This window comes from Gemmatimonadota bacterium (genome assembly GCA_026702745.1).
Taxonomy (GTDB): Bacteria; JAAXHH01; JAAXHH01; order JAAXHH01; family JAAXHH01; genus JAAXHH01.
In genome coordinates, this window is sequence record JAPPBT010000006.1 from 12,432 (window position 1) to 36,262 (window position 23,831).

19 protein-coding genes are annotated in these 23,831 nt (G+C 64.4%); 5 read left to right on the forward strand and 14 right to left on the reverse strand.

Annotation, left to right across the window (positions count from 1 at the left end):
• The 11 genes from OXH56_01250 to OXH56_01300 all read right to left on the reverse strand — a co-directional run bounded on the left by OXH56_01250 (position 1) and on the right by OXH56_01300 (position 15,402).
• Positions 1–3,399, reverse strand: a complete 3,399-nt coding sequence (locus OXH56_01250; GenBank protein ID MCY3553923.1) for a TM0106 family RecB-like putative nuclease — start codon at positions 3,397–3,399, stop codon at positions 1–3.
• A gap of 39 nt (positions 3,400–3,438) precedes the next feature.
• Positions 3,439–5,949, reverse strand: a complete 2,511-nt coding sequence (locus OXH56_01255; GenBank protein ID MCY3553924.1) for a hypothetical protein — start codon at positions 5,947–5,949, stop codon at positions 3,439–3,441.
• Positions 5,946–6,731 (reverse strand): protein-L-isoaspartate(D-aspartate) O-methyltransferase, encoded by a 786-nt coding sequence (locus OXH56_01260; protein ID MCY3553925.1) that lies wholly within the window; start codon positions 6,729–6,731, stop codon positions 5,946–5,948. The genes OXH56_01255 and OXH56_01260 overlap by 4 nt, the downstream gene beginning before the upstream one ends.
• A 65-nt stretch (positions 6,732–6,796) precedes the next feature.
• A complete protein-coding gene (gene dgoD, locus OXH56_01265) occupies positions 6,797–7,921 on the reverse strand; it encodes a galactonate dehydratase (GenBank protein MCY3553926.1) in 1,125 nt (374 codons plus the stop codon).
• The gene (locus OXH56_01270) at positions 7,918–8,640 is read right to left on the reverse strand and encodes an NAD(P)-dependent oxidoreductase (protein ID MCY3553927.1); all 723 of its coding nucleotides are present in this window, start codon (positions 8,638–8,640) and stop codon (positions 7,918–7,920) included. Before OXH56_01270 ends, dgoD begins: the two co-directional genes overlap by 4 nt.
• Positions 8,641–8,657: 17 nt before the next feature.
• Complete coding sequence (locus OXH56_01275; protein MCY3553928.1) at positions 8,658–9,953, reverse strand: aspartate aminotransferase family protein; 1,296 nt, start codon at positions 9,951–9,953, stop codon at positions 8,658–8,660.
• 10 nt (positions 9,954–9,963) lie between these two features.
• Positions 9,964–10,998, reverse strand: coding sequence for a histidinol-phosphate transaminase (locus OXH56_01280; protein ID MCY3553929.1), 1,035 nt, complete (start codon positions 10,996–10,998; stop codon positions 9,964–9,966).
• Between the two features lie 49 nt (positions 10,999–11,047).
• Positions 11,048–11,923, reverse strand: a complete 876-nt coding sequence (gene dapA, locus OXH56_01285) for a 4-hydroxy-tetrahydrodipicolinate synthase (protein ID MCY3553930.1) — start codon at positions 11,921–11,923, stop codon at positions 11,048–11,050.
• 106 nt (positions 11,924–12,029) lie between these two features.
• The gene (locus OXH56_01290) at positions 12,030–12,641 is read right to left on the reverse strand and encodes a nitroreductase family protein (GenBank protein MCY3553931.1); all 612 of its coding nucleotides are present in this window, start codon (positions 12,639–12,641) and stop codon (positions 12,030–12,032) included.
• Positions 12,642–12,719: 78 nt separating this feature from the next.
• The gene (locus tag OXH56_01295) at positions 12,720–14,123 is read right to left on the reverse strand and encodes an alpha/beta hydrolase (protein MCY3553932.1); all 1,404 of its coding nucleotides are present in this window, start codon (positions 14,121–14,123) and stop codon (positions 12,720–12,722) included.
• A gap of 16 nt (positions 14,124–14,139) precedes the next feature.
• Positions 14,140–15,402 (reverse strand): histidinol-phosphate transaminase, encoded by a 1,263-nt coding sequence (locus OXH56_01300; GenBank protein ID MCY3553933.1) that lies wholly within the window; start codon positions 15,400–15,402, stop codon positions 14,140–14,142.
• Positions 15,403–15,849: 447 nt separating this feature from the next.
• On the opposite strand from OXH56_01300, the gene OXH56_01305 reads away from it, so the two are divergent.
• The 4 genes from OXH56_01305 to OXH56_01320 are packed head-to-tail and all read left to right on the forward strand — an operon-like array spanning position 15,850 to position 20,235.
• The gene (locus OXH56_01305; protein MCY3553934.1) at positions 15,850–17,001 is read left to right on the forward strand and encodes a putative porin; all 1,152 of its coding nucleotides are present in this window, start codon (positions 15,850–15,852) and stop codon (positions 16,999–17,001) included.
• An 11-nt stretch (positions 17,002–17,012) separates the two neighbouring features.
• Positions 17,013–17,861, forward strand: coding sequence for a substrate-binding domain-containing protein (locus OXH56_01310; GenBank protein MCY3553935.1), 849 nt, complete (start codon positions 17,013–17,015; stop codon positions 17,859–17,861).
• 27 nt (positions 17,862–17,888) lie between these two features.
• Positions 17,889–18,911 carry a Gfo/Idh/MocA family oxidoreductase gene (locus OXH56_01315; protein ID MCY3553936.1) on the forward strand — a complete coding sequence of 341 codons (1,023 nt, stop codon included), beginning with the start codon at positions 17,889–17,891 and terminating at the stop codon, positions 18,909–18,911.
• 7 nt (positions 18,912–18,918) lie between these two features.
• Positions 18,919–20,235 (forward strand): neutral/alkaline non-lysosomal ceramidase N-terminal domain-containing protein, encoded by a 1,317-nt coding sequence (locus tag OXH56_01320; GenBank protein ID MCY3553937.1) that lies wholly within the window; start codon positions 18,919–18,921, stop codon positions 20,233–20,235.
• A gap of 28 nt (positions 20,236–20,263) precedes the next feature.
• On the opposite strand, the gene OXH56_01325 is transcribed toward OXH56_01320, so the two are convergent.
• Entirely contained in the window at positions 20,264–20,626 is a 363-nt protein-coding gene (locus OXH56_01325; GenBank protein MCY3553938.1) for a hypothetical protein, read from the reverse strand.
• Between the two features lie 326 nt (positions 20,627–20,952).
• On the opposite strand from OXH56_01325, the gene OXH56_01330 reads away from it, so the two are divergent.
• On the forward strand, positions 20,953–22,698 hold the full coding sequence (locus OXH56_01330; GenBank protein ID MCY3553939.1) for an alkaline phosphatase family protein: 1,746 nt from the start codon (positions 20,953–20,955) through the stop codon (positions 22,696–22,698).
• 5 nt (positions 22,699–22,703) lie between these two features.
• On the opposite strand, the gene ppk2 is transcribed toward OXH56_01330, so the two are convergent.
• Both ppk2 and OXH56_01340 read right to left on the reverse strand, forming a co-directional pair.
• Complete coding sequence (gene ppk2 / locus OXH56_01335) at positions 22,704–23,528, reverse strand: polyphosphate kinase 2 (protein ID MCY3553940.1); 825 nt, start codon at positions 23,526–23,528, stop codon at positions 22,704–22,706.
• A 119-nt stretch (positions 23,529–23,647) separates the two neighbouring features.
• Positions 23,648–23,831: hypothetical protein (locus OXH56_01340; protein MCY3553941.1), on the reverse strand; the 184-nt coding region annotated here is incomplete at its 5' end.

Below are 23,831 nucleotides of genomic sequence, written 5' to 3' on the forward strand. Positions count from 1 at the left end.
TCAACCCAGCCCGTAGGCGTATTGCTCCAGCCGGCAAAACACGTTGACCAGACGCATCTGTTCCACCGTCCGGCACGGGGCCTCCAGCAACCGTGGATTGAGGACGACGATGGCCAGGCACTGCGCCCGGGAGACGGCCACGTTGAGCCGGTTCCGGCTGTACAGGAACTCCATGTGCCTGGGCAGGTCCTCGGCTGTGGACGTCACCATGGAGACGAGCACCACGGGCGCCTCCTGCCCCTGAAACTTGTCCACCGTGCCCACCCGCGCGCCCTCGGGCAACACCGAGCGCAGGTGGTTGACCTGCACGTTATAGGGCGAGACCACCAGGATGTCCGCCCTGGTCAGCGTACGGGTCCGGCCGCGGTCGTCCGCAAATGTTTGCCCCAGCAGCTCTTCGTAGCAGGCCCTGACGACTTGGCCTTCCGCCACGCTCTTCTGGGAGCATCCTCCGTGGTCCGCCGCGATCATGACGATGCCCTCTTCGGGAAGTTCCGTTTTTTCCAGCAACAGCCTGCGCCTCGCGGTCTCGGGATGGTTCCCCAGCCTTCCCTCGTAGAAGGCGTCGGAAACGAACCGGCAAATACTCGGCTTGAGGCGCCAGGTCGTCCCGAGGAAGATCCCGCGGTCGGGTGGTATGGTGTCCCTGTCCTGCAGAAGGTATTCCAGGACCGACATGCCGGCCTCGCCTGGATGGGTGCCTTTCATGGGTTGGCCCAGCTGCATCTGGTCGCCCACCAGGACAATGTTACTGGTCGACGTCGACATGCCCACGACGTTGGCGGTAGACACCTGTCCCGCTTCGTCGATGAAGAGGTAGTCCAGGCGGTCGACGAGGCGTGGGTCGGAAAACAGCCATGCCGTCCCGGCGTAGAGGTCCGCATCGCGTCTGATGTCCCCTGTTTTGTCGACATTCGTCACGAATTCACCTTTGTAAACGCTGTCCGGGTTACCCCCGCTGCTCTTCTTGACGCCCCGGAATGACACACCCCTTTCCCGCGCCACCTCAACGACCATGTCCAGCAAGTTGTGGATGGCCTGGTGGGCGTTGGACGTGATGCCGACTGTATGACCCCTCTCGATCAGCGCGACGATGAGATGACCACTCGTGTAGGTCTTTCCGGCGCCGGGCGGTCCCTGGATGAAGAGATAGCTGTCGTCAAGATGCTCCACGGCATCCAGATAGCCGCCTATCCCTTCGCGGCCGGACTCGACGATCGGCGAGCCCGGGGTGCGCCCCTTGATCCGCGGGACCGCCCGGCGCAGCAGATCCGTGGCAGCCCGCCGGGTCTTCGCGTCACGGATGAACCGATCCGCATGGCGGTAGATCCCCGCCCGGATGACCTTCGCGTCTACCGGTCCGCCGGGGCCGATCGAAGCACCCGCAGGCAATGGCTGGACGCTCGGTCCCTGCCTGACCTGTACGGTCCCTTTCGATTCGTCGATTTCCTGAATCGTGCCGGCCCTGTCCATGGTCTGCGCATTCGCGACCTGGTCGCCGACCTTGAGCTTGAAGTCCTGGGGCGGGAACCCGAAAGTGTATACCATCGATTTCTTGTCCTGTACGGGTGGCTCCCCCGACTTTTCCAATCCCCCCAGACACTCCACGTCCTCGATGAGTTCATCTGTCGTCTTGTCGCGGCGTTCGAAGGCGGCCCACCATTCGGGCTTGGCTTCCCGGTTATGGAATTCCAGCAGGTCCGCGACCCGCCTGCCGTCTTCCGGGGGGTCCTCGTCGAAGACGCCCAGCCTGCGCTGGCATTCCTCGTACTCGATCTCCCATTCCTTGCGCGCGGGCGTCGCCGGCGGCGCCGCAGCGGACTCCCCTGCGCTATCGTCTCCGCCGTTTTCGTGCCCGCCGCTTTCGTCTCCGTCGTTTTCGTGCCCGCGGAACCAGGACGCATGGGGAGGGCGGAGGGACACCAGCCAGTCGCGCAGCTTCCACGTGGAAACGCAGTCTTCCTCGTTGTACTCGGCGATTTGTCGCAGGAGATCGTCATTGCCGGTCTCCTGCCAGAGGTTGTATACGACGACGCTCTCTGCGGCCGTCGCCACCTCACCGCCGCGTCGCATGTAAAAAGTCTCGAGGTTCTTCAGCGAGTAACGCGGCTCGGAGGTGCGGATACTCTCCCGCACGACCAGGTAGAGGTCGACAAACCGATTCCGGCGCAGCAGGTTGTCGAGTTGTTCCTCGCAGGTGCCGTAGCGGCCCGCCAGCCGTTTCAGGGCCGTGGTCTCATAGTGGTTGTAGTGATAGATATAGGCCGCGGGATACCGCAGCAGATGCGCGTCCAGAAAGGCCATGAATTCCTCAAACGCCTTCTTCTCCTCCACGTGGTCATGGGCCCAGAAAGCCTTGAAGGCCGGACGGCCATCCGTCACGGTGACCGCACCGAAGAGGTATTCCAACCCGCCCGGATACAGCGGATCGCCTTCCATGTCGAAGAACAGATCGCCCCGGTCAGGCTCGGGCATCCGCGACAGTCCCTTCCCTTCGTCGTAGTCGAGCCGTTCCCAAGCGTCCTTTCCCGTCTTCGTCTTTTCGTACTGCAATGCGGCCTGGGCGCGAAGCCGTGCGAGACCCTCCTCACTCGTGTCCTCGATTTGCCGGTCGGCATCCAGATGAGCGAGATCGAACAACGTGTTGATGCCGGCGTTTCTCAGCGCGGCGATCTGGGTCTTGCGGATATTGGCCACACGGGACAGATGGTCGTCGTCCTCCCAGCGACGGGCGCAGAGATCACGCCAGTGACAATATTTGCAATGCGAGCAGGGATCGGGATTCGTATCGGCGGGAGGCTCCGCGACCCACGCTTCGAAGCGCTGGCGCGCCAGGGCGTAGTAGTAGAAGAAATCATCCACCTTGAAACACGCTTCCGTCCCGTCTCCCTGCAGCAGGTACATGTATTCGGGCCGCCGTTCCTGCAGACTTTCCAGCAGGTCGGTATATACGCAGAGTTGAATGAGGTGTCTCGGCGCTGCCTTTTTGGCGAGCTTGGTATCCAGTACCTCGTAGCTGTAGTCTCCGAGCGCGGAAGGCCGGGGACAGCGGATCAGGAAATCGGCGTCACCGCGCCAGGGTTCCCGGTGGAGCACTGCCTGGAAGATGACGTCCTCGCCACGCGACATGGCCGACCGGGTCGCGGCCGCCCGGTCCTGAAGCGATCCGTCCCGGTCTATCTCGACAATGTCCCGGCCTTCGCTCCGCAGCCGTTCCAGGTAGGCTTTCTCGTGTTCCAGGCCCTTGCGCTGCAACAACCGCATCGTGTCATCGTCTTCCGACTTCTCGAGATCTTCCTCCAGGCTCCGCATATCGAGATAGGTCGCGTGGCGGCAGCCCAGGTAGTTGACCAGGTCCGTCGCGGAAAACCGGCGGCCTCCGTCCTCGGTTCTTTGCATGGAAGTTTCTGTCTCCCTAGAGTGATTGCAGGAATGCGATCAATGTCTCGCTCCGCTCCAAACCGCCGCGCACGCCGCGGCGACATAGCAGGCCGCCGCCACCGATACCGTGAGCACGAATCCCCACTGCATGGCGATGATCATGGCCAGCGGCGAGGCCAGGACGGAAGCGCAGCCGTTCACGCCCCAGGCCCAGGGCACTAGCGCGGCGGACCGCGCCCCGAACCATCGCAGCCCCAGCGGGAAGGGCAGCCCCATGGTGAAGGCCAGAGGTGTGATGAGGACGAGTACCGCTGCGAGTCGGATGCCCAGCGGCCAGGCGCCTCCGAACAGCGCAAGGAGGACCAGGCCCGTGAATACGGGTATGGCCAGTACCGCCGGCACCAGGGCGAGCCTGCCCAGCGAGACGCCGGGTAACGCGGCGATGCGATTCGCTGCAAGGCTGCCCAGGCCCGAGCAGAACAGAAAGCCCCCCACGGTGGCCGCGCCGCCGATCACGGGATCGCCCAGCAGGCGCTGGATGCCCGAAAGAAAAGCGATTTCCAGCACCAGGTAGGCCAGCCCGATGGCCAGGAAGTACACGGCGGCGACCGACCGTCCGGACGCCCTTCGGATGTCGGCGCGGAAAACGAAGGGCAACAGCGTCAGCACCAGGCCCGCGCACGTGACGATGACGGCGGTGGACAGGACGAAGAGAAAGGCCAGTTCCGACCGCAGCAGCCACCCCGCACCATAGGCCCGCCGGAAATCGGGCAGGGCGCCGAGCTTCCCGAAATTGCCGAAGAAGGGGCGGTCGTCGGTGGCCGGCCGGACTTCGAAGGGCCACTCGTCGAAGAACCGGGCGGTTTCGTCCGGATCCCCGGACAACAGACTGCGCATCACGTGGTACAGGTAGTCACCGTCTTCACCTGGTGGTCCGGGCAGTTCGTCGGGACGGTTCAGTTCGCCGGTCGTTATCCCTTCGAAGTACACCGAGGTCAGGTTCCGCTCCGCGGCCCGGTCCCGCAGCCGTCGGATCTCCCCTGGCTGCCAGGGTCTTGGCCGGACCATGGTGCAGACGCCCAGGAAATCCCGGACCATGGCGATGTGCGCACCGGGTCGGACCGGCCAGGTGGGCCGTGCAATCCCCGACTGTTCGAGGGCGGCAATGACCGTCGCCGCGATCTTGGCGTTGTCCCGGGGCGGCAGCTGTATCCCGCGGGACACGTGGAGGATGCCGTCCGGTGACAGCAGTCGCAGGGCGGCCGCCACGCCCTCCACCGTCATGAGTTGGTCCTGGTTCAGCCCTTCCAGGCCGCCCGCGGCCGCCGACCAGGATTCCATGCCCGCCAGCTGGATGAGATCGAAGGAACCCCGCGTCCCTTCGAGGAAGGCCCGGGATTCCACCGAATGGAGCGCGACGCCCGGCAGGCCGAACACCATGCCGCCTTCGTCCTGCAGAGGACCGGTCAGAAGGTTCGACAACACCCGGTTCGATTGCACGACGTCGACCGCGGCCGCGCCGTGCCGCCGGGCCAGCCAGATGTTGCCGCCTCCGACCTCGTCCAGCAGCAGTACCCTGGGATTGGAGGGGACCAGGCCATAGGGCAGGGCCATGAGCGTGCCGTCCAGCACCTCCGCCTGTTCCGGCCGGTCGATGCGCAACAGGGAGCCGGCGCGGTGACCGTCCACGACGATCGACGCCATAGACGGCGGCACACGCTCGTCGGTCATGAAGGCCATATCGTGAAAGGCATCGCTGCCGAAGGCCTCCACGACCCCCGACGGGCCGACGGCACGGGCCAGTTGCTCGGCCTGACCGTCCGCTTCCAGGCGGTCCACATAGGCCAGGTACTTGTCGCCATCTACACGGATGGAAGGGGGATAAAGCAACGCCAGCAACGCGCCGGCAAGTACGGCAAGCACGGCGAGCACGGTCAGCACACTCGCGGATATCGGTCCGGCGCTCACCGCCCGCCGGTCGCCTCGGTATGCCGCGGCCAGGACCACGGCCCCGGTCACGTAGCCCAGCCACGCGGGTTCCACGAAGTACATGACGATGGTCACGCCGACCGCGCCGGACGCGCTGCCGATGAGGTTCGACGCGTAGACCGCGGTCAGCCGCTGCCCGGCAGACATCAGCGCCAGTCCGATGGCGGTAGCGCCCAGGGCGAAGGGGACGGTCAGCAGGGCCCAGTATCCGGCCCACCAGGCCAGCTGCCCCACGACGAGGCCGGGCAGGAAACGGCCGGTCACGGGAAGGAGCTGCGCGGCCTGGAGCATGAGGGGGATGGAGAGGGCCGTGAGCAGGGCCAGTACCGGAAGGGCCGTATGCCGGTGCCGCAGTAGGTAACCGCGCCACAGCGACAGGATGGCGCCGCTCATGCCGAAGCCGAGGAGCGCGATGGTGATGACGAGGAAGGCGAAATGGTACCAGCTCGCGTACTGCAGGACGCGTATGAGCCCGATCTCGAAGGCGATGACCCCGCAGGAGACCAGGCCGGCAGCCCGTACGAGGTAACCCGCCGGAAAACCCCCGGGCGTATCCGTGTTTTCGGTTCGGGACGTCACTGTTCGACCCGGCCGGTCATGGGCACGAAGCGAACGGGCATCACAGTGCGGGAGGAGCGCTCTCCGTCCGCCGTCTTGCGGACCACGACGAGCCGCTGCACACCCGTCATCTCGCCGATGGGTATGACGATCCGGCCGCCGGGCTTGAGCTGGGACCACAGGAGCGGCGGCAGGTGTCCGGCCGCGCAGGTGACGATGATGGCGTCGTAGGGCCCCGCCTCCGGCCACCCGTAATAACCGTCTCCGTGACGCGTCTGAACGGTGTCGTACCCCTCCTCGGCGAGCAGTCCGCGGGCCCGGTCCAGCAGAGGTTCGATGATCTCCATGGTATACACGTGGGGCGTAATGTGGGCAAGCACGGCGGCCTGGTAACCCGAACCGGTACCGATCTCCAGTACCTTTGAAGCCGGATCGATTTCGAGTAACTCGGTCATGTACGCCACGATGTAGGGCTGGGAGATGGTCTGCCCGAGGCCGATGGGCAGAGGCGTGTCGTCGTAGGCGATGCGCCGCGTCTGCTCGTGGACGAACACGTGGCGGGGTGCGTCCATCATGGCCCGGATTACGGCGCCATCCGTGACCATGGGCGACTTGCCCAGGACCACCTCGACCATGCGTGTCCGCTCCCGCTGCCGCTCATGGACGGAGCGGGGCTGCGGCGGCGTCCAGGCCGTGTCGGCGGCGGCGGTGGACGTGGCCGCGGCCTGAACTACTCCATCGCGGCCTTCAGTGTCCGCGGTCGACGCCGAAGGATCCGATTCCGATGCACACGCCAACAACATGAATCCGCAAAGCAGCGTTGAAGTCAATAGACTGATCGCACCTGGCATATACCTTCGTCCCGGTTTCAGATGTCGGAATAGGACCGATCGTCCGGATCGCGGCGCATGTTGCGGAGCGGCCAGGACACGGCCGTGTTGGCCGCGAGGCCTTCCTCCGAGATCTCGATGCCCAGTCCGGGCCCCTGCGGCAGCTCGACGAAACCGTCCTTGAACACCAGGGGCCGGGTAAAGAGCGTATCGCCGCCACCGCCGCCGTATTCCTGGATCAGGAAATTGGGCGTGCCGGCCATGGCCTGCAGGGACGCGGCCACGCCCACCGGATCGGCGGCGGAGTGGGGCGCCATGGCCACGTAGTGAACCTCGGCCAGGGCCGCGACCTTCTTCATCTCCAGGATACCCCCGCAGTGGCGCACGTCGGGCTGGAGAATCGCGGCGGCCTTCTTCTCCACCAGTTCCCGGAACCCCCAGCGGGTCGTGTTCCGCTCGCCGGTGGCGATGGGGATGGTGGTGCAGCGGGTGATCTCGAGCAGGGCGTCGACGTTCTCCGGATGGGCGGGTTCCTCCACGAACATCGGCTTAAGGGGTTCCAGTTCCTTCAGCAGGCGTCTGGCCATGGCCGGACTGACCGCCCGGTGGAAATCCACGGCCACGTCGATCTCCGGTCCCACGGCCTCGCGGATCGTGGCGACGCGGGCGACGATGCGCTCCATGGCCGCCGGCGTATCCACGTAACGCACCGGATCGGGAAACGGGGTGCACTTGAGCGCGGTGTACCCTTCCGCTACCCGCGCCCGGGCGTGCTTCGCGTAGGCTTCCGGCGACGGACCGCCGACGGACGCGTAGACCCGGACGCGATCCCGGCAGGAACCGCCCAGCAGTCGCCACACCGGCACGTCCAGCGACTTGCCGAGGATATCGAGACAGGCGTGTTCGATACCGCTCAGCGCGGAGAGCAGGATAGGCATCTGGCGGCTGTAACTCGAACGAAAGAGTGTCTGCCAGTGGTCCTCGATCTGCCGGGGGTCGCGGCCGCGGAGATAGTCCTCCATGTCATGGATGGCCCGGGTGACCGTCCGGCCGTGCTCGTAGTTCATGGGAGACCCGTAGCCCACGAGTTCCGAATCGGTATGCACCTTGAGCAGCAGGCCGCGCTGCTTCAGGGGAATGACCTCGAACCGCGTGATCTTCATCCTGCCGCCACCGGCCGCCGGTAGAACCGCTGGGGATTGGTCCGGGGTTCGTAGCCGAGGATGCGCCGGGCTTTGTCGATGGTGTACTTGCCCTGCTGCAGGTAGCTGCCCATGTTGAAGGCCTGAAAGTAGTCCGGCACCTCCTCGATCTCCAGGGCCAGCCGGCAGGCCTCCACCAGGTCGTCGTAGACGATGGTGAAGGGCGGATGGTCGGCATTTCTGACCGGCTCTTCGGGCATCGGGCCCAGTCCGTTGAACTGGTAGCACACGGTGTGTATACGGTACTTGCGGGCGTAAATTTTGCAGATCTCCATGGCCAGGTGCTTGGTCAGCATGTAGTACGCCGTGCCCGGCGCCTGGGGCACGTCGCCGATGTCGTGGTCGTGGAGGTAGCCGGGGATGATAATCTCCGGCCCCGTGTGCAGGACCTTCTCGATACCGAGCTCCGCCGCGGCCTTCATCACGTGCCAGGCGCCCCGGACGGACACGGCGAAACTCGCCACGGGGTCCTGTCGGACCACGGTCCAGTTCATGATCGCGTCCATGCCGCGGGCGGCTTCAAGCACCTGCCCGTAATCGCCCATGTCCACGTGCATGGTGGCCTTTCCGCCGGGATGGGGACGGATATCGGCCAGGCTCAGATTGTAGTGTTTTTCGAGGCCGGGGATGATGAATGGCGCGATATTGCCGGAGGCGCCCAGGAGGAGGACGTTTTTCATGGCTTTGCTCCTTCCGTTCAGTCCATTTTAGCGATCACGTCCCGCAGCACCTCTTCCGCCGACTCGAGAAGCCGGTCGATGTGGCCGTCCGTGTGCACGAGGGACAGGTAGATCTTCTCGTAGGGACTGACGAAGAGCCCCCGCTTGATCATCTCGACGCCGAAGACATAGGCCTTCTGCTTGTCGGCACGGAACATGGAACCGTAGTCGACGATCTCCCGTTCGTCGGTGAACAGCACCTGGAGCACGGGGCCTTCGCCGCCGACGAGCAGGGGGACCGAATGCCGCGCGCCCATGGCCGTGATCTCCCGGGTGATGCGGTCGCCCATGGCAAAGAGCCGTTCGTAGGTCCCGGGACGTTCCAGCACGTCGAGGGTGGCCAGCCCGGCGACGGCGCCCACGGGATAGCCGTTGAAGGTGCCGGAGGCGATGACCCGCTTCGGATCGTCCGCCGGTCGCCAGCCGTTCATGACGTCCATCACGTCGGCCCGTCCGCACATGGCGGCCAGGGGATAGCCGCCGCTGATCGTCTTTCCGTAGGTAGCCAGGTCCGCGGTCACGCCGTAGCGTTCCTGCGCCCCGCCCCAGGCCATGCGGAAACCCGTGACGATCTCGTCGAAGATGAGGACGATGCCGTACTGGTCGCAAAGTGCCCGCATCGCCTCGAAAAAACCCGGCCGGGGCAGGATGCACCGCTGAAGGGGCTCGATGACGATCGCGGCAAGCTCATCGTGGTGGCGTTCCACGATTTCGGTAGCCCGCTCCACGTCGTTGAAGGGCACGGCGAGCATGTCCGCCGACCAGCTCCGGGGAATACCGCCGCCGTCCGGCAACGTGGCAGGATAGGCGCCGGGCTCCAGCGTCCGCGCCCCGTGCAGCGCCGCATCGCTCACCCCGTGCCAGCCCCCTTCGAAGCGCAGGCAGCGGTCGCGGCCGGTGAAGGCCCGGGCCGCCCGCAGGGCGAACTGCATCGATTCGGAACCGGTGATGACCAGGCGGACCTTCTCCCCGCAGGGCGAGGCGTCGGCCACCCGTTCGGCCAGCTCGATGGCCGGTTCGTTGAGGGCCATGAAGGTCGTCCCGCGCGCGACCTGGCGGGTCACCGCATCCACCACTTCGGGATGGGCGTGACCGAGGATCATTGGACCGGAACCCAGGAGAAAGTCGATGTACGTCTTTCCCGCGGTGTCGTATATCTTTGCGCCCTCGCCGCGGGTCACGACCAGGTTGGCTTCGGGCGGAAGGCGGAATTCTCCGTTCCCTCCGCCCACGAAGACCCGTTCGGCCCGTTCGATCAATGCGGATTGCGACATGCGTTTCCCTTTACACGGGCTGCCTGTGGTCGGCCAGGATGCTCTCCAGCGCCGATATGAAGGCCGCGTTCGCCTCCGGATGGCCGACACTGACCCGGATGCTGTGCGTCAGGCCGAAACGGCTGCCCGATCCCACGAGTATGCCCCGGTCGGCCATGCGCGCCGTCAGCTCGTCGGCGGGGACCGGCGTCCGGAAAAGCACGAAGTTGCCTTCACTCGGCCAGCAAACGACACCCAGCCGGTCGAAGGCCGCGTAGAGCGTTTTCTTGCCTCGCTCCGCCAGCGCCACCGATTGCGCGACGTGGTCCTGGTCCTCGATGGCCGCGACGGCCGCCTCCATCTCGAGCGAACCCAGGTGAAAGGTCCGGCGAAGTCCCGCCAGGCGTTCGACGATGTCGGGACGGGATATGACCACGCCGACGCGAAGGCCGGCCAGCCCGTAGACCTTCGAAAAAGAGTGTAGGACGATCACGTTGCGCCCGGCCACGGCATCGGCGGGCGAATCCGGATAGTCCGGGCGGGTCACGAACTGATGGTACACCTCGTCGGAAACCAGGGTCACGCCACCGGGCAGGCCCCGGTAAAGCCGGTCCATGTCGTCCCGGGTAACGATGGAGCCCGTCGGATTGTTGGGATTGCCCAGGTAGACCAGGCGCGTCCGGGCCGTCACCGCCTCCATGACCGCGTCCACCCGGACGCTGAAATCTTCGGGGTCCAGGGGTACGTCGACGACTTTCGCATCCTGCCACGCGGCCGTCCGTTCGTATACGTGAAACGTGGGCCCGCATACGATGACCTCGTCGCCGGACGCCAGGTAGACCCGGGCGATGAGGTCCAGGGCTTCGGATCCGCTGTAGGTCGAGAACAGGTGGGCCGGCGTTACGCCCCTGCCATAAAACGCCGCGAGGCGGTTTCTCAGCGCTTCATCGTCCCTGGGCGGATAGAGGCTGAGTCCGGCCAGATGAGCCCTGATCCGGTCCATCACCAGCGGGGACGGACCGAGCGGGTTCTCGTTGTAATGCAGTCGGTAGGGAGTATTCGACATAAATGTGACCGGCCGGCAAGCGGCCACGACCGGCAGCGGCTTTGACCGGCTAGCCGATCAGTCCGTAGTCCGCCAGGATCCCGCGCAGCTTCTCGCGGTTCGGTTCCGACAACGGGGCCAGGGGCAGCCTGACCTCGGGACTGATCTTGCCCATCATGCCCAGGGCCGTCTTGACCGGCACGGGATTGATCTCCATGAACACGGCGTCGTTGAGCGTCATCATGTGGTAATGGAGTTCGCGCGCCTCCAGCCACTTGCCCTCCTGGACCAGGTCGTACAGCCGCGCCACTTCCGCCGGCATCAGGTTGCCCGTGGCGCTCACGAACCCCGCCCCGCCGATGGCCAGAATGGGATAGCAGAGCAGTTCGATCCCCGAGTACACGAGGAAGTCCCGGCCCATGCGGTGCAGGAGCCGGTTGATGTGCTCGAAATCCTTGTTCGACTCCTTGACGCCGATGAGATTGTCGTTGGCCTCCTTCAGACGCGCCACGGTATCGATCTCGATGTTGACGGCCGTGCGACCGGGGATGTTGTACAGGATGACCGGCAGGTCCACACATTTGGCAAGCGCGTCGAAATGACGGAAGATCCCTTCCTGCCCCGGCCGGCTGTAGTACGGCGCGATGAAGAGCAGGGCGTCGGCGCCGTTCGCCTGGGCGAAGCGGGAAAGCTCGACGGACTCCTCGTGGTTGGTGGATGCGCTGCCCGGTACGAAGGGTACCCTTCCGTCCACGGCCGCGGCCGCGGCACGGATCACTTCCTTTCGCTCTTCGAGGGACAGCGAACCCGGTTCGCCCGTCGTTCCCTGCACCGACACGCCATGGGACCCGCTGCTGATCTGCCATTCGACCAGGCCAGCCAGGCCGTCCAGGTCCAGCGACCCGTTCTTGAAGGGTGTAACCACCGGTACGATCGACCCGCGCATTCATCCTCCTTTAACGAATGTCCCTTTGGTCCAATCTGATTTTGCCCGGACGCGCTTGGAGCCCGGCCCGCGCCGCGCCCGCGCCGCGCCCCGCCCGCGCCGCGCTTCAAATAAACGTGGCGATGTCTTCCAGCGGTTTCTTCGTGATGACCGGCACTTTCGCGTCCTCCGCCGGATGGCCCACGACCAGGAGCAGGAAGGGCCGTTCGTTGGCCGGCCTGCCCAGCAGGCGGTTCAGGAAGTTCATGGGGCTGGGTGTGTGGGTAAGCGACGCCAGGCCAGCCTGGTGTACCGCCGCGATCAGCATGCCCGTGGCGATGCCCACCGATTCCACGGCGTAGTAGTGCTTGACGCTCCGGCCGTCGGGCAGCACGCCGTGGCGCTGCACGAAGATCGCGATCAGCCACGGCGCCGTTTCCAGAAAGGGCTTGTGTTCGTCGGTACCCAGGGGTGCCAGGGCGTCGAGCCATTCCTGTGGCGCTTTCTCGCGGTAGAACTGCTGTTCCTCCTGCTCGGCGGCGACCCGGATCTTCGCCTTGATCTCCGGGTCGGACACCGCGGCGAAATGCCACGGTTGCATGTTCGCGCCGCTGGGCGCCGTACCGGCCGCCAGCAGGCAGTGATCGATGACCTGCTTCGGCACGGGCCGGTCCGAGAAATCGCGGACCGTTCTCCGTCGTCGAAGCTCCCGGTAGAACGCTTCGGCCCGCTGCTTCATCTCTTCGGGCGGATACTCCCGGTAGGTCGACAGGGATTGAAAAACGGGATCTTTCACGCCAGTACCCCTTTGCGCGCGCTAGCGGGTGTCATCGGAAGCCCCGCCTCCGGCCGGCGAGTCCGAGTCTTCGGTATCGTCTCCCGCCGGCGACTCCAGGTCATCGGAATCCCCGCCTTCGGCCGGCGATTCCCGGTCAGCGGTAAACCCCGACTTCTCCAGGAAGGCCAGCACTTTCTCCGCGTACGCTTGCCGGTCCATTTCCCAGATGTCGCCGTGGGTCGCGCCGTCGGCCACGTAGATCTCCTTGCCGGCGCCGGGGATCTGCTCGAACAACCGCTCGTTGTTCGAAAGCGGCATGCGCCGGTCCGCCGAACCGCCCACCAGGAGCACGGACGTGTCTTCCAGTCCGGACACCGCGCGGCCGATGTCCAGGTCATCGATCTTGATGCCCACGCGGAGTTCCGTGATCGTACCCGTCAGAAACCCGAAGGGCACCGTGGGAAGGCCGAACATCCGGTTCAGGTCGCTTCGAAGCGTTTCGGAGGCGGCGTAGAAACTGCTCTCGGCGATGACGGCGTCGATCCCGGATACTTCCGACGTCGTGAACAGCGCGGTGGCGGCACCCATGGAGATCCCCCACAGGATGACCGGTCCCTCCTCGCCCCGTTCGTCGATCGCGTACCTTACGGCCGCCTGCACGTCGCGCCACTCATAGTATCCGAACGTGGTCAGGTCGCCTTCACTGTCCCCGTGGCGGCGGAAGTCGAACAGCATCCCCCTGAACCCGTTTTCGTGCAGAAAAGCGGCCTGGTCAAGCATCTGGCCACGATGGTTGGTGTGGCCGTGGCAGTAGATGACCGTACCCCGGCCGGCGTCGTTCGGGATGTACCAGGCGGCCAGGTTCAGGCCATCGGACGTGGTCAGCGTCACGTCCTCGTATGCCAGACTGTGGTCCGCGGGGGTACGCTGTGCCGTGCGCCGGGGACCCACGCTGCCGGTGTACAGGGTCGAGATGAGGTAAGGCAGGCCGATGAAGACGATCAGGAGGATGACCACGACGCCCATGGCAGCGCCTCGATAGGAGACCTGACTCCGGCGCATGGCCAGGGCCAGGACCGGCCAGATCAACGTGCCCACGATGAAGGTGACCACCGGCCACAGGAAGACGTGGGGAATGACCAGTCCGAAGAGGACGTTGCGGCCCCAGGTGAAATACTCGCCACCGAGCCCCGCCGTCTTGCCCACTATCGCCAGCAGGATGATCAGCAGGCGGACGCCCGCCGTATAGAGCAGTGCCGCGGAGAGAAACCCGCCGTAACCCCTGCCCGCACGGAGACAGATGACCGCGAGCCATACGGCGGCGGCCGGAATGGTCCAGTTGATATTGAAGGGGCCGCCCGCAGCGAGGTTCGTGACGTCCAGCAGGAACCACAGGACGACCAGGCCCCAGGTAACGATCAGGGGCAGGCGTATGAGCGACATGGGCGGCCCCGTGCTGCTAGCTGGTCTTGCCCAGCGCTTCTTTCAGCACGTTGAGGAAGACTTCCGTTTCCCGCTCGTCGCCGGAGGATACGCGGATCCACGTGGGCATCTGCTGCCTGCGCCGGTTCGTCACCATAACGCCTTTCTGGAACATCGCCCGCATGATGTTCATCGACGGCTTGCCCAGGTCGACCATCATGAAATTGCTTTCGGACGGGATGTACTCCAGCCCCATCTTCGTGAATTCGTCTTCGAGCCGGTCCCGGAAATGCTGAACGACCGCCCGGGAGCGGTTGTAGTGGTTCCGGTCCTTGAGAGACGCCTCGCCCGCGGCGTAGGCCAGGGCGTTGGCCCGGCCCGTGCTGTAAAACCGCAGCTTCTCCTGGATGGCCTGGCTGCAGATCCCGTAACCGAGGCGCATGCCCGGCATGCCGAAGACCTTGGAAAAGGTGCGGGTGACGATCACGTTGTCGTACTTCTGGGTCAGCGACACGGCGGTCTGATACTGCGGGTCCCGGACGAAATGAATGTAGGCCTCGTCGATGACCACGAGCACGTTCTCGGGCACGGCGGCAACGAATTTCTCCGTCTCTTCGAAGGAGAGCAGCGTGCCGGTAGGGTTGTTCGGATTGGTGATGACCACCACGGACGTCTTCGGCGTGATCGCCGCAAGCATGGCGTCCAGGTCGTGCCTGTAGTCCTTCATGGGCGTGCGGACGATGTTCACGTCGAGTCCGGCTTCCTGGTAGTTCTCGGCATCACCCGAAATGTCGCCGTAGCCCATATCGGCCTCTATGACCTCGGTGCCGCCTTTGCTCAGATAGGTCAGCGCGATCTGGGAAAGGAGCGCGCCGGATCCCGCCGTAATGTAGAACGGAGTCTGCCTGAAGAAACGGCCTCCACCGCCCATGCGACCCGTACCGCCGAACCGGGGAGGGGGCGGCAGCTCCAGCCCATCGAATTCGGCCAGTGCGCCGAAGATGTCGCCGCCGCCGAATGAATACCGGTTGATATTGAACATGCTCTCGGCGATGGCTTCCAACGCCCGCGGGGACGGTCCGATGGGGTTCTCGTTCAGCGCCATGCGGACGAGCCCCGGCTCGACGCCGATCCCGTGGATGTCCTTGGCGGTCAGGCCGCCCGTAGCCATGGTCTGGGCCAGGGCCAGGCGATCGGCCAGCGTCAGTGCGGCGCCGGCGAGGCCGCCCGCCAGTGCTCCCGAGAGAAATCGGCGACGGGAGAGGCCGGAATCGACCGTCTCCTTGATACGGTTCAACATGAAAGTTCTCCCTGTGTGTGTGGACGCCGCCGCGACGCTGCGGCGGTCGAATCCGGTCCACCCGCATGTACGTCCCGCAAGTACGTGGATGACCCGGTTCGATTACGATGTCGAATATACGCGCCCTGGGGTGTCCTGACAACCCTTAAAGTCACGGAACCGGGACACGATACCGGGACCCGGTACTGGGCGGATTCGTGTATACAATCTGGATACATCCGAACCACCGACTTCATTCTAACATATTCCTGCCAACCTGTTCCCTGGGACGCCTGCTGCAGCCGGTTCAATATTTCTTGACACCAAACCAACCCGCCCATACTATCCCTTTTTCAAGACCCGCCATCGATTTCTGGATCGCCTGCCGGCGTATCCTGGCGTATTCCGGCGAAACCGGCTCACTTTCGCGAAGCCCGGGAGAACCGATACACTGGAGGGATTGAGCCCATGCGGACCAGATGCGCCTTTTTGTGCGTCCTTGCACTCTCCGTCCTGACGTACGATGTTCCCGCCTTCGGACAGGACGCCGGGCAGAAAGAAGACCGTTTCTCCTGGAACGGCATGATCAGGACGCGGTTGCAGGGCGACTACCAGGACGGCAGCCGCGCGGTGAACCGGTTCATGTACGGCTTCTTCCTCAACGGCGCATTCCGCCTCACCGACCGGATCGACGTGGCTGGCCGTATCAAGACGGGGAACCCCAATGCCATCGTCACTTCGGAATGGATGTCCTACGGCGACTTTCTGGTACACGAACACCCCCATGTTTCCTTGATGTACGTCAAGGTGCGCCCGAATCCCACCCTGACCCTTACCGCGGGCAAGTTTCCCCTGCCCTTCTTCAGGCCGACGCAGGTGGTCCTGGACAACGACCTCTCGCCGGAGGGCTTCGCCCAGCAGATCGTGATCGACAACGAGGACGGATCGTCGTCCTTCGGCATGAACTTCGGCCAGTTCATGATCAACCAGTTGGCCTCTCCGGTAAAGGACCTCGACCGCACGTACTTTCTCGGCGGACAGCTGGTGGCCCGCTTCACCCAGCCGGGAAGTTCGCAGACGCTGGCCGCCGCCATCTATACCGTGTCCGGGGCGGATTCAGTCTTCGTCGCGCAGAACCTGAGATCTCCGCCACTGATCGTCGCACCGAATACCAACCGGGCGAACCGGTACGGGGACGGTTACCTGTCCGAGTTCCGAATGATCAACCTCAGCGGTCGGTATACCCGGACCGTGAACGGCCGGCCGCTGACCATAAGCGCCGATTACGTGTTCAATACCGGGGCCGACGACATGCGCCAGGGCGTCACCGGCATGATCGTCTACGGCAGCACGGCGCGGGTCGGCGGCACGCGGGGCGGGGTCCATGCCTTTCTCATGCAGCAGGACGCCACCCTGGCTCCGTTCAGCAACATCGACTACTCCCAGACCAATACAAAGGGTGTCGGGCTCCTGTTCGGTCACCAGCTCATCGAACGGTTTAACGTCGACATCGTGCTGTACACCCGCAAGTACGATTCTCCCGAAACGCTCGTCTCCCCGGCGGCCAACAACGCGTGGCGTACCCGATTGCGCTTCATGTTGAGTTTCCTGTTAAACTGACGGCCCACAGCATGCGTCTCGGATTTATCTCGCTCCTGCCGCTTTTCGTCGCAACCTTCGCAATCTTCGCGGTCTTCACGGTCTTTGCGATCTTCGCGGACACCGCGCAGGCGCAGCCGCGCCTCAAGCTCGCAACGACCACCAGCACCTACGACTCCGGCCTGCTGGACATCCTCCTGCCCCCCTTCGAGGAAACGCGGGCAGACGGGATCCGGGTAGACGTCATCGCCGTGGGTACGGGCAAGGCGCTGAAGCTGGCCGAGAACGGGGACGTGGACGCGGTCCTCGTACACGCGCCGGAGCTGGAAGAGGCCTTCGTGGCCGCCGGCTTCGGGGTGGATCGCCGGGACGTCATGTACAACGATTTCGTCGTCGTCGGTCCGGCGGACGACCAGGCGGGGATCTCCGGGACGGAACGGGTCGCCGACGCCTTCGCCACCATCGCGCGGAAGGAAGCGTTGTTTTTCTCGCGGGGAGACCTGTCCGGTACCCACCTGAAGGAACGGGCGATCTGGGACCTTTCGGAGGTCGAGCCCTCGGGGAGTTGGTACGTGGAAGTGGGACAGGGAATGGCGGCCACGCTGCGGATGGCGGACGAGAAGCGGGGTTACGTGCTGATCGACCGGGGCACCTACCTGGCCCTGCGGGAAACGGTAAACCTGCGGGTCCTGGTGGAATACGATCCCCCGCTGCACAACCCCTACAGCATCATCGCCGTCAACCCCGAACGCTGGCCCCACGTCAAGTACGGGCATGCGCGCGCGCTCATCGACTACGTGACCTCGCCGGAAGCCCAGGCCATCATCGGCGGATACCGGAAATACGGCCAGCGGTTGTTTACGCCGTCCGCGACGGACTAAAGCGCACGAAGCAAAGGAGGAACTGAATTGATACGCATCGGCATCCTGGGCATCGGTTTCATGGGGACGACCCACTTCCTGGCGATCAAGCACCTCGCCAACGCGGAGGTAGGCGCCATCTGCACGCGGGACGAGCGGAAACTGAGCGGCGACTGGCGGCATATCCAGGGCAATTTCGGGGGCGGGGGCGGCGTGCAGGACCTCACCGGCATCCGTACCTGTACCGAAATCGACGAGGTGCTGGGCGATCCGGATATCGACCTGGTCGACGTGTGCCTGCCCACGGCCCTGCACCACGACGTCGTCCTCCGCGCGCTTGACGCGGGCAAGCACGTCCTCGTCGAGAAGCCCATCGCCCTCGGACTGGACGAGGCGGACCGCATGATCGCCCGGGCCAGGGAAACGGGCCGGACCCTGATGGTCGCCCACGTGCTGAAGTTCTTCCCCGAGTTCGCCTTCCTCAAGGCCGCCATCGACGACGGCCGCTACGGCCGCCTGCTGGGCCTGCACCTCAAGCGGGTCATCTCCAAGCCCCTCTGGGGAGAAGGCAACTGGTTCGGAGACTACGAGCGCACGGGCGCGGCGGGCATCGACCTGCACATACACGACACCGACTACCTGCGCTACCTCTTCGGCATGCCCGACAGCGTGCACGCCGACGGCAAGACGAGTCCGAACGGCTACGTGCTCTACCTGAATACGCAGTACGGGTACGACGACCGCGACATCACCGTCTCGTCCCAGTGCGGGGCCATCAGCTCGGCCGCCTTCGAACACGGTTACGACGCCTATTTCGAGGAAGGCACGCTCTGGTACAACGTGCTCTCCGAACGGCCGGTTACGCTGTACACGCCCGACGGCGGCCGAACCGAACCGGAAATCGACTTCCCCGAGGCCTTCGAGTCCCAGTTGGGATACGCCGTCGACGCCCTGGAAAACGGCACGGAGCCAGACCTGGTCTCGGCCGGCGCGGCCCGCGACGCCCTGCGGATCTGCCACGGAGAGGCCGAATCGGTGAAGACGGGTAAGACCGTGCGGTTCCCGGACTGAGCCGACCATGCCCCAGCTGCATTTCGGCACCGGCCGAACCGTCATCACGCCATCCGTGGGGATTGAGCTCTGCGGATACGGTCCCTACCTCGAACGCAGGGCCACCGCGGTGCACCAGGACCTCCATTGCACGGCCCTGGCCCTGTCGGACGGGGACCGGATCTTCGTATGGGTGTCGAACGACCTGGTGTGGACGGACCGCTCCCTGGCCGACGAGACCCACCGCATCGTCCGCGACCGGTACGGCCTCGACCCGGCCCGCGTGGTCATCACCAACACCCATACCCATTCCGGCCCGGCCACCATGAAGACCGTGGCCTGGGGGAAATGGGACGAAGAATACACGGCGGGGTTGCCAGCGTTGTTCGCCGATGCCATAGGGCAGGCCGTGTCGAACCTGGAACCCGGACGTATCGGTTTAGGAAGAACACCCGTGCCGGAGCTTTCGGTCAACCGGGTAGACGAGGGCGGGGAAGCCGACGGGGAAGCGCTGCTGATGCGTATCGACGATACCCGCGGCTTTATGCGCGCCGCCGCGATCAATTTCGGCGCTCATCCCGTTACGCTCGGCGCCGACACTGTAATCTGCGGCGACTATCCGGCCGATGCCATCGGGAAAATGGAGCTGGACCGGGAAGGCCTGCGGGTGCTGTTCCTCCAGGGCAGTTGCGGCGACCTCAACTGCCGGGGATTCGGCGATGGCATGGATAGGATGAAGGCGAACGGTTCCCTCCTCCGCGATCACGTCCTGCCCGCCCTGGACGACATCGCGACGAACTCCGAGGTGGAGCTGGACGGCGACACCTTCGAGGTCGCGCTGCCCACGGAAGTCCCGGACCAGGCCGACCAGGCGACGCTGGAAGCAGAACTGGCCGATAGTCGCGACCGTCTCGAGGCTTCGGACAGTGATGCGGACCCCGCAGACCTGCGCAAACTGCGTTTCGAGGCGGACTGGCGCGCGCACCGTCTCGGCCTGCTAGACGGCCCCCATCCGCAGCGGCTGGAGTTCCGCGTTTCGTGGATGCGCATCAACGATGCCGTGCTGATCGCCCATCCGCTGGAGTTGTTCCTGACCTACGGCAAGCAGGTCCAGTCGGCCTCCCCTTACCCACACACCATGATCATCGGGTACGCCAACGAGACCGTCGGCTACCTGGCGCGGCCCAAGGACTTCGACCAGGAAGGATTCGGCTGGTACGCCGCGGTGTTCGCGCCACGGATCTGCCGCCATCTGCCCTTCGAACCTGGTGCAGGCACCGTGTTTCGCGATCACCTCATCGCCCTGCTTCACCGAATCAGGCAACGGGAATTGGAATCCGCCTGAATGAGCAACAAGACTGCCATTATTACGGTCATTGTGACTCCTTTGAACTGTTCGCTGCGGAGATGCTCATGTGACCTTCTACCCGGCCCAGCCGGCCGTTCATGTCGTGCATCTCCTCACGTAGCGACTTGATCTCACCGAAGACCGCCATCCGATCGGTACGCATCTCTTCGCGTAAAGTGCTGAATCCAGCGTGCATCTCCTCACGAAGCGATTTGATCTCACCGAAAATGACTTCCCGATCCGCACGCATCTCTACGTGTAAGGAGTTGACTTTTTTATCCATCTCCTCACGCAGAGACTTCGTGATCCGTCCCGTGGAGGTCACGATTCCGAGCAACAGGACCCCCGCCGCGCAAATCACCTGGGTAACCACCATGAATTCCGTCATTTGATTCTACAGCCCCCTTTCCAGGATGCGTCCCTACGTTGACAACGCTCGATAGTACACTATCTTAAAACCTACCTGCTGACGGGCCGTCCCGAACGTCCCCGACCCGGCCATGAAGTCGACGGCAAATACGTCGATCGGAACCCGGAACCGGCAACAGCGCCCGACACTCGTGTTTAAAGGGTTAGTCCTGCGCACCTTCTGTAATCTCGTAATAAAAAAACCTGTAACACATCCGACATCTGAAAGGGCCGAACATGTCCATATCCGGATTCATCAGGACGGGTTTGATCCTGTCGATTCTATTGATCTTTACGACTGCTTCAATGGCACGCACCAACGGCGAAACGGTACACAGGGAAACGGCCGGACCAACCGCGCCGGCAAATCAGGCGGCCGGACCAACCGCGCCGGTCGACCCGATCGCGCAGTCATCGGCGTCCGCGCCGGCCGATCCGATCGCACAGTCGTCGGCGTCCGCGCCGACCGTCCCGCCCCGGCTCACGGTGCTGATCATCATCGACCAGTTCCGCCACGACTACCTGCAGCGGTTCGACGACCTCTTCGTTGAGGACGGATTCCGCCGGTTCATGGACCGCGGCGCGTGGATGCAGGACGCCCGTTTCACGCATGTGCACGCCTCCACTTCACCGGGCCACAGCGTGGTCACTTCCGGTACCTACGCCTACAAGACGGGGATGGTCAACAACGCGTGGTACAGCCGGTCCATGGGGGTGTTTCGGCCGTCGCTGGTGGATCCGGAAAGCCACATCCTCGGATTGTGGCCTACCGCGACCGGACGCGCGTCCACGCGGGAACTGGTCGGCTCTTCCCTGGCGGATGAACTGCGCATGGCCACGCGCTACCGGGGCAAGGCCATCACGATATCACTCAAGGACTACAGCGCCATGATCTCCGCCGGGAAACTCGGCGCGCCGTACTGGTTTGAAGCGGGCCTGGGCCGGATCACGTCGAGCAGCTACTTCATGGACGATCTGCCCGACTGGGTCAAACGCTTCAACGACCGGAGAATCCCGGACCAGTCTTTCGGCCGCAAATGGGAACGCCTGCTGCCGGAGGAAATGTACCTCGAACGGGCGGGGAAAGACATCCGCGAAGGCGAGGAGGACAACCGGAACAGCGGGATCGTCTTCCCCCACGTGACGAAAGGCGGTCTGGAAGCCCCGGGACCTCGGTACTGGAACGCCTTCAAGCACACGCCCTGGTCCACCGACTTCCAGCTGGAATTCGCCCGGCAGGCGATCATCGAGGAAGAACTGGGGCAGGACGACATCCCGGACGTCCTGGTCATCTCTCTCTCCGCCAATGACTACATCGGCCACGATTTCGGCCCCTTCAGCCAGGAATCCATGGACACCACCCTGCGCACGGATCGGCAGCTCGCGGACTTCTTCGCCTTCCTCGACGAGCGGGTCGGGCGCGACCGCACCCTCCTGGTCCTGACGGCCGACCACGGCGCGCTGGAACTACCGGAGCAGTTGGCGCTCAGGGGCCTGGAGGCCGGACGGGCCGGACCCGAGCCGCTGACGGCCTTGGTGGAGGATGCCCTGGACGGGCTGCACGGGGAAGACGACTGGGTTCTGCACGTGGCGGAATCGGGCGTGTACCTGAACTGGGAGGCCATCGACAGCCGCGGCCTGAGCCGGGCCGAGGTGGAAGAGACGGCAGCCGCGGCCGTCGTGACCCATCCCGCCGTAATGCGGGCCTACACGCGCAACCGCATCGAGCGGCGGCTGTTGCCGGAATCAAACCTCACGAAGACAGTCTATCACAGCTTCCATTCCGAGAACAGCGGCGACATCATGCTCATCGCCACGCCCTTCTACCTGCTGCTGGGCGAGTACGGGTCGACCACGGTGGGCACCTCCCACGGTTGGCCCCACGACTACGATACGCACATTCCGATCATGTTCCACGGTCCGTGGATCGCGCCCGGCCACTACCGGCATTCCGTCGACGCGGCGGATATCACGCCGACGATCTGCAACCTGCTGCGGATCACCCTGCCGTCGAACCGCGACGGACGCATACTGGACGAGATCATCAAGTAGGGACTTCAGTACACTTCGGGGATGAACCGCTGGTCGTCCATGGGAGGGCGGACGTAACCGGCGTCGGTTTCGCGGTCCGGCAGGCTGGTTTTCGACGTAGGAGGATCCTTGTCGTAGGGGAAGAGGCTCAGCAGGTGGGTGATGCAGTTCAGGCGCGCGCGGCGCTTGCTGTCCGACGGCACGACGTACCAGGGCGCCTGCTTGAGGTCGGTGTAGTTCATCATCTCGTCCTTGGCGTGCGAATACTCGTCCCACTTCATGTAGGACTGCCGGTCCATGTCGCTGAACTTCCAGCTTTTCAGGGGATCCTTGATCCGGTTCTTGAACCGCCGTGCCTGTTCCTTCGCGCTCACCGAGAACCAGTACTTGATCAACTTGATGTCGGATCGGACGAGCATGCGTTCGAATTCCGGACAGGACCGGAGGAACTCCCGGTACTCCTCTTCGGTGCAGAAACCCATCACGTGCTCTACACCGGCCCGGTTGTACCAACTCCGGTCGAAGAGTACGATCTCGCCGGCCGAAGGCAGGTGCGCGATGTACCGCTGGAAGTACCACTGGGTCTGTTCGCGTTCCGTCGGCTTGGCCAGGGCGGCCACGCGGCAGACGCGGGGATTGAGCCGTGCGGTGATGCGGGAGATGGTGCCGCCCTTGCCGGCCGCGTCGCGGCCCTCGAAGATGACCACCACCTTCCTGCCATGGTCGACCACCCACTCCTGGAGCTTGGACAATTCGACCTGCAGCCGGGCCAGTTCCTTTTCGTAGTGTTTCTGGCTCAGCTTTTTCTTTTTCTTTTTCGTCCCCGGGGCCGCAGGTTGGTTTTCGTCGATTTTATTCACGCGCGTTCCTCCTGTACCGCGAAAGGCCACCTGGTCCGTGACCGGCTGCCCGGCAAAAGATCGGCTGCCGGCATGCGATAGACCACCCGACCGGTACGCACCGGGTCTCCTCAGCTTCCGCTCATCGTGAACCGCACGCCCATCCGGTCGAGCTCGTCGATCATCGTATCGAAACCGTCCCCGTAAATCGCCTGCTCGGGGGTAACAAAGGGCCGTCCGGGATGGGGCAGGTCTCCCCGGGCCGTCATCCGCGCGCCGATGGCCGCGGTGAAGGCCGTGGTCCGCGCCATGGAG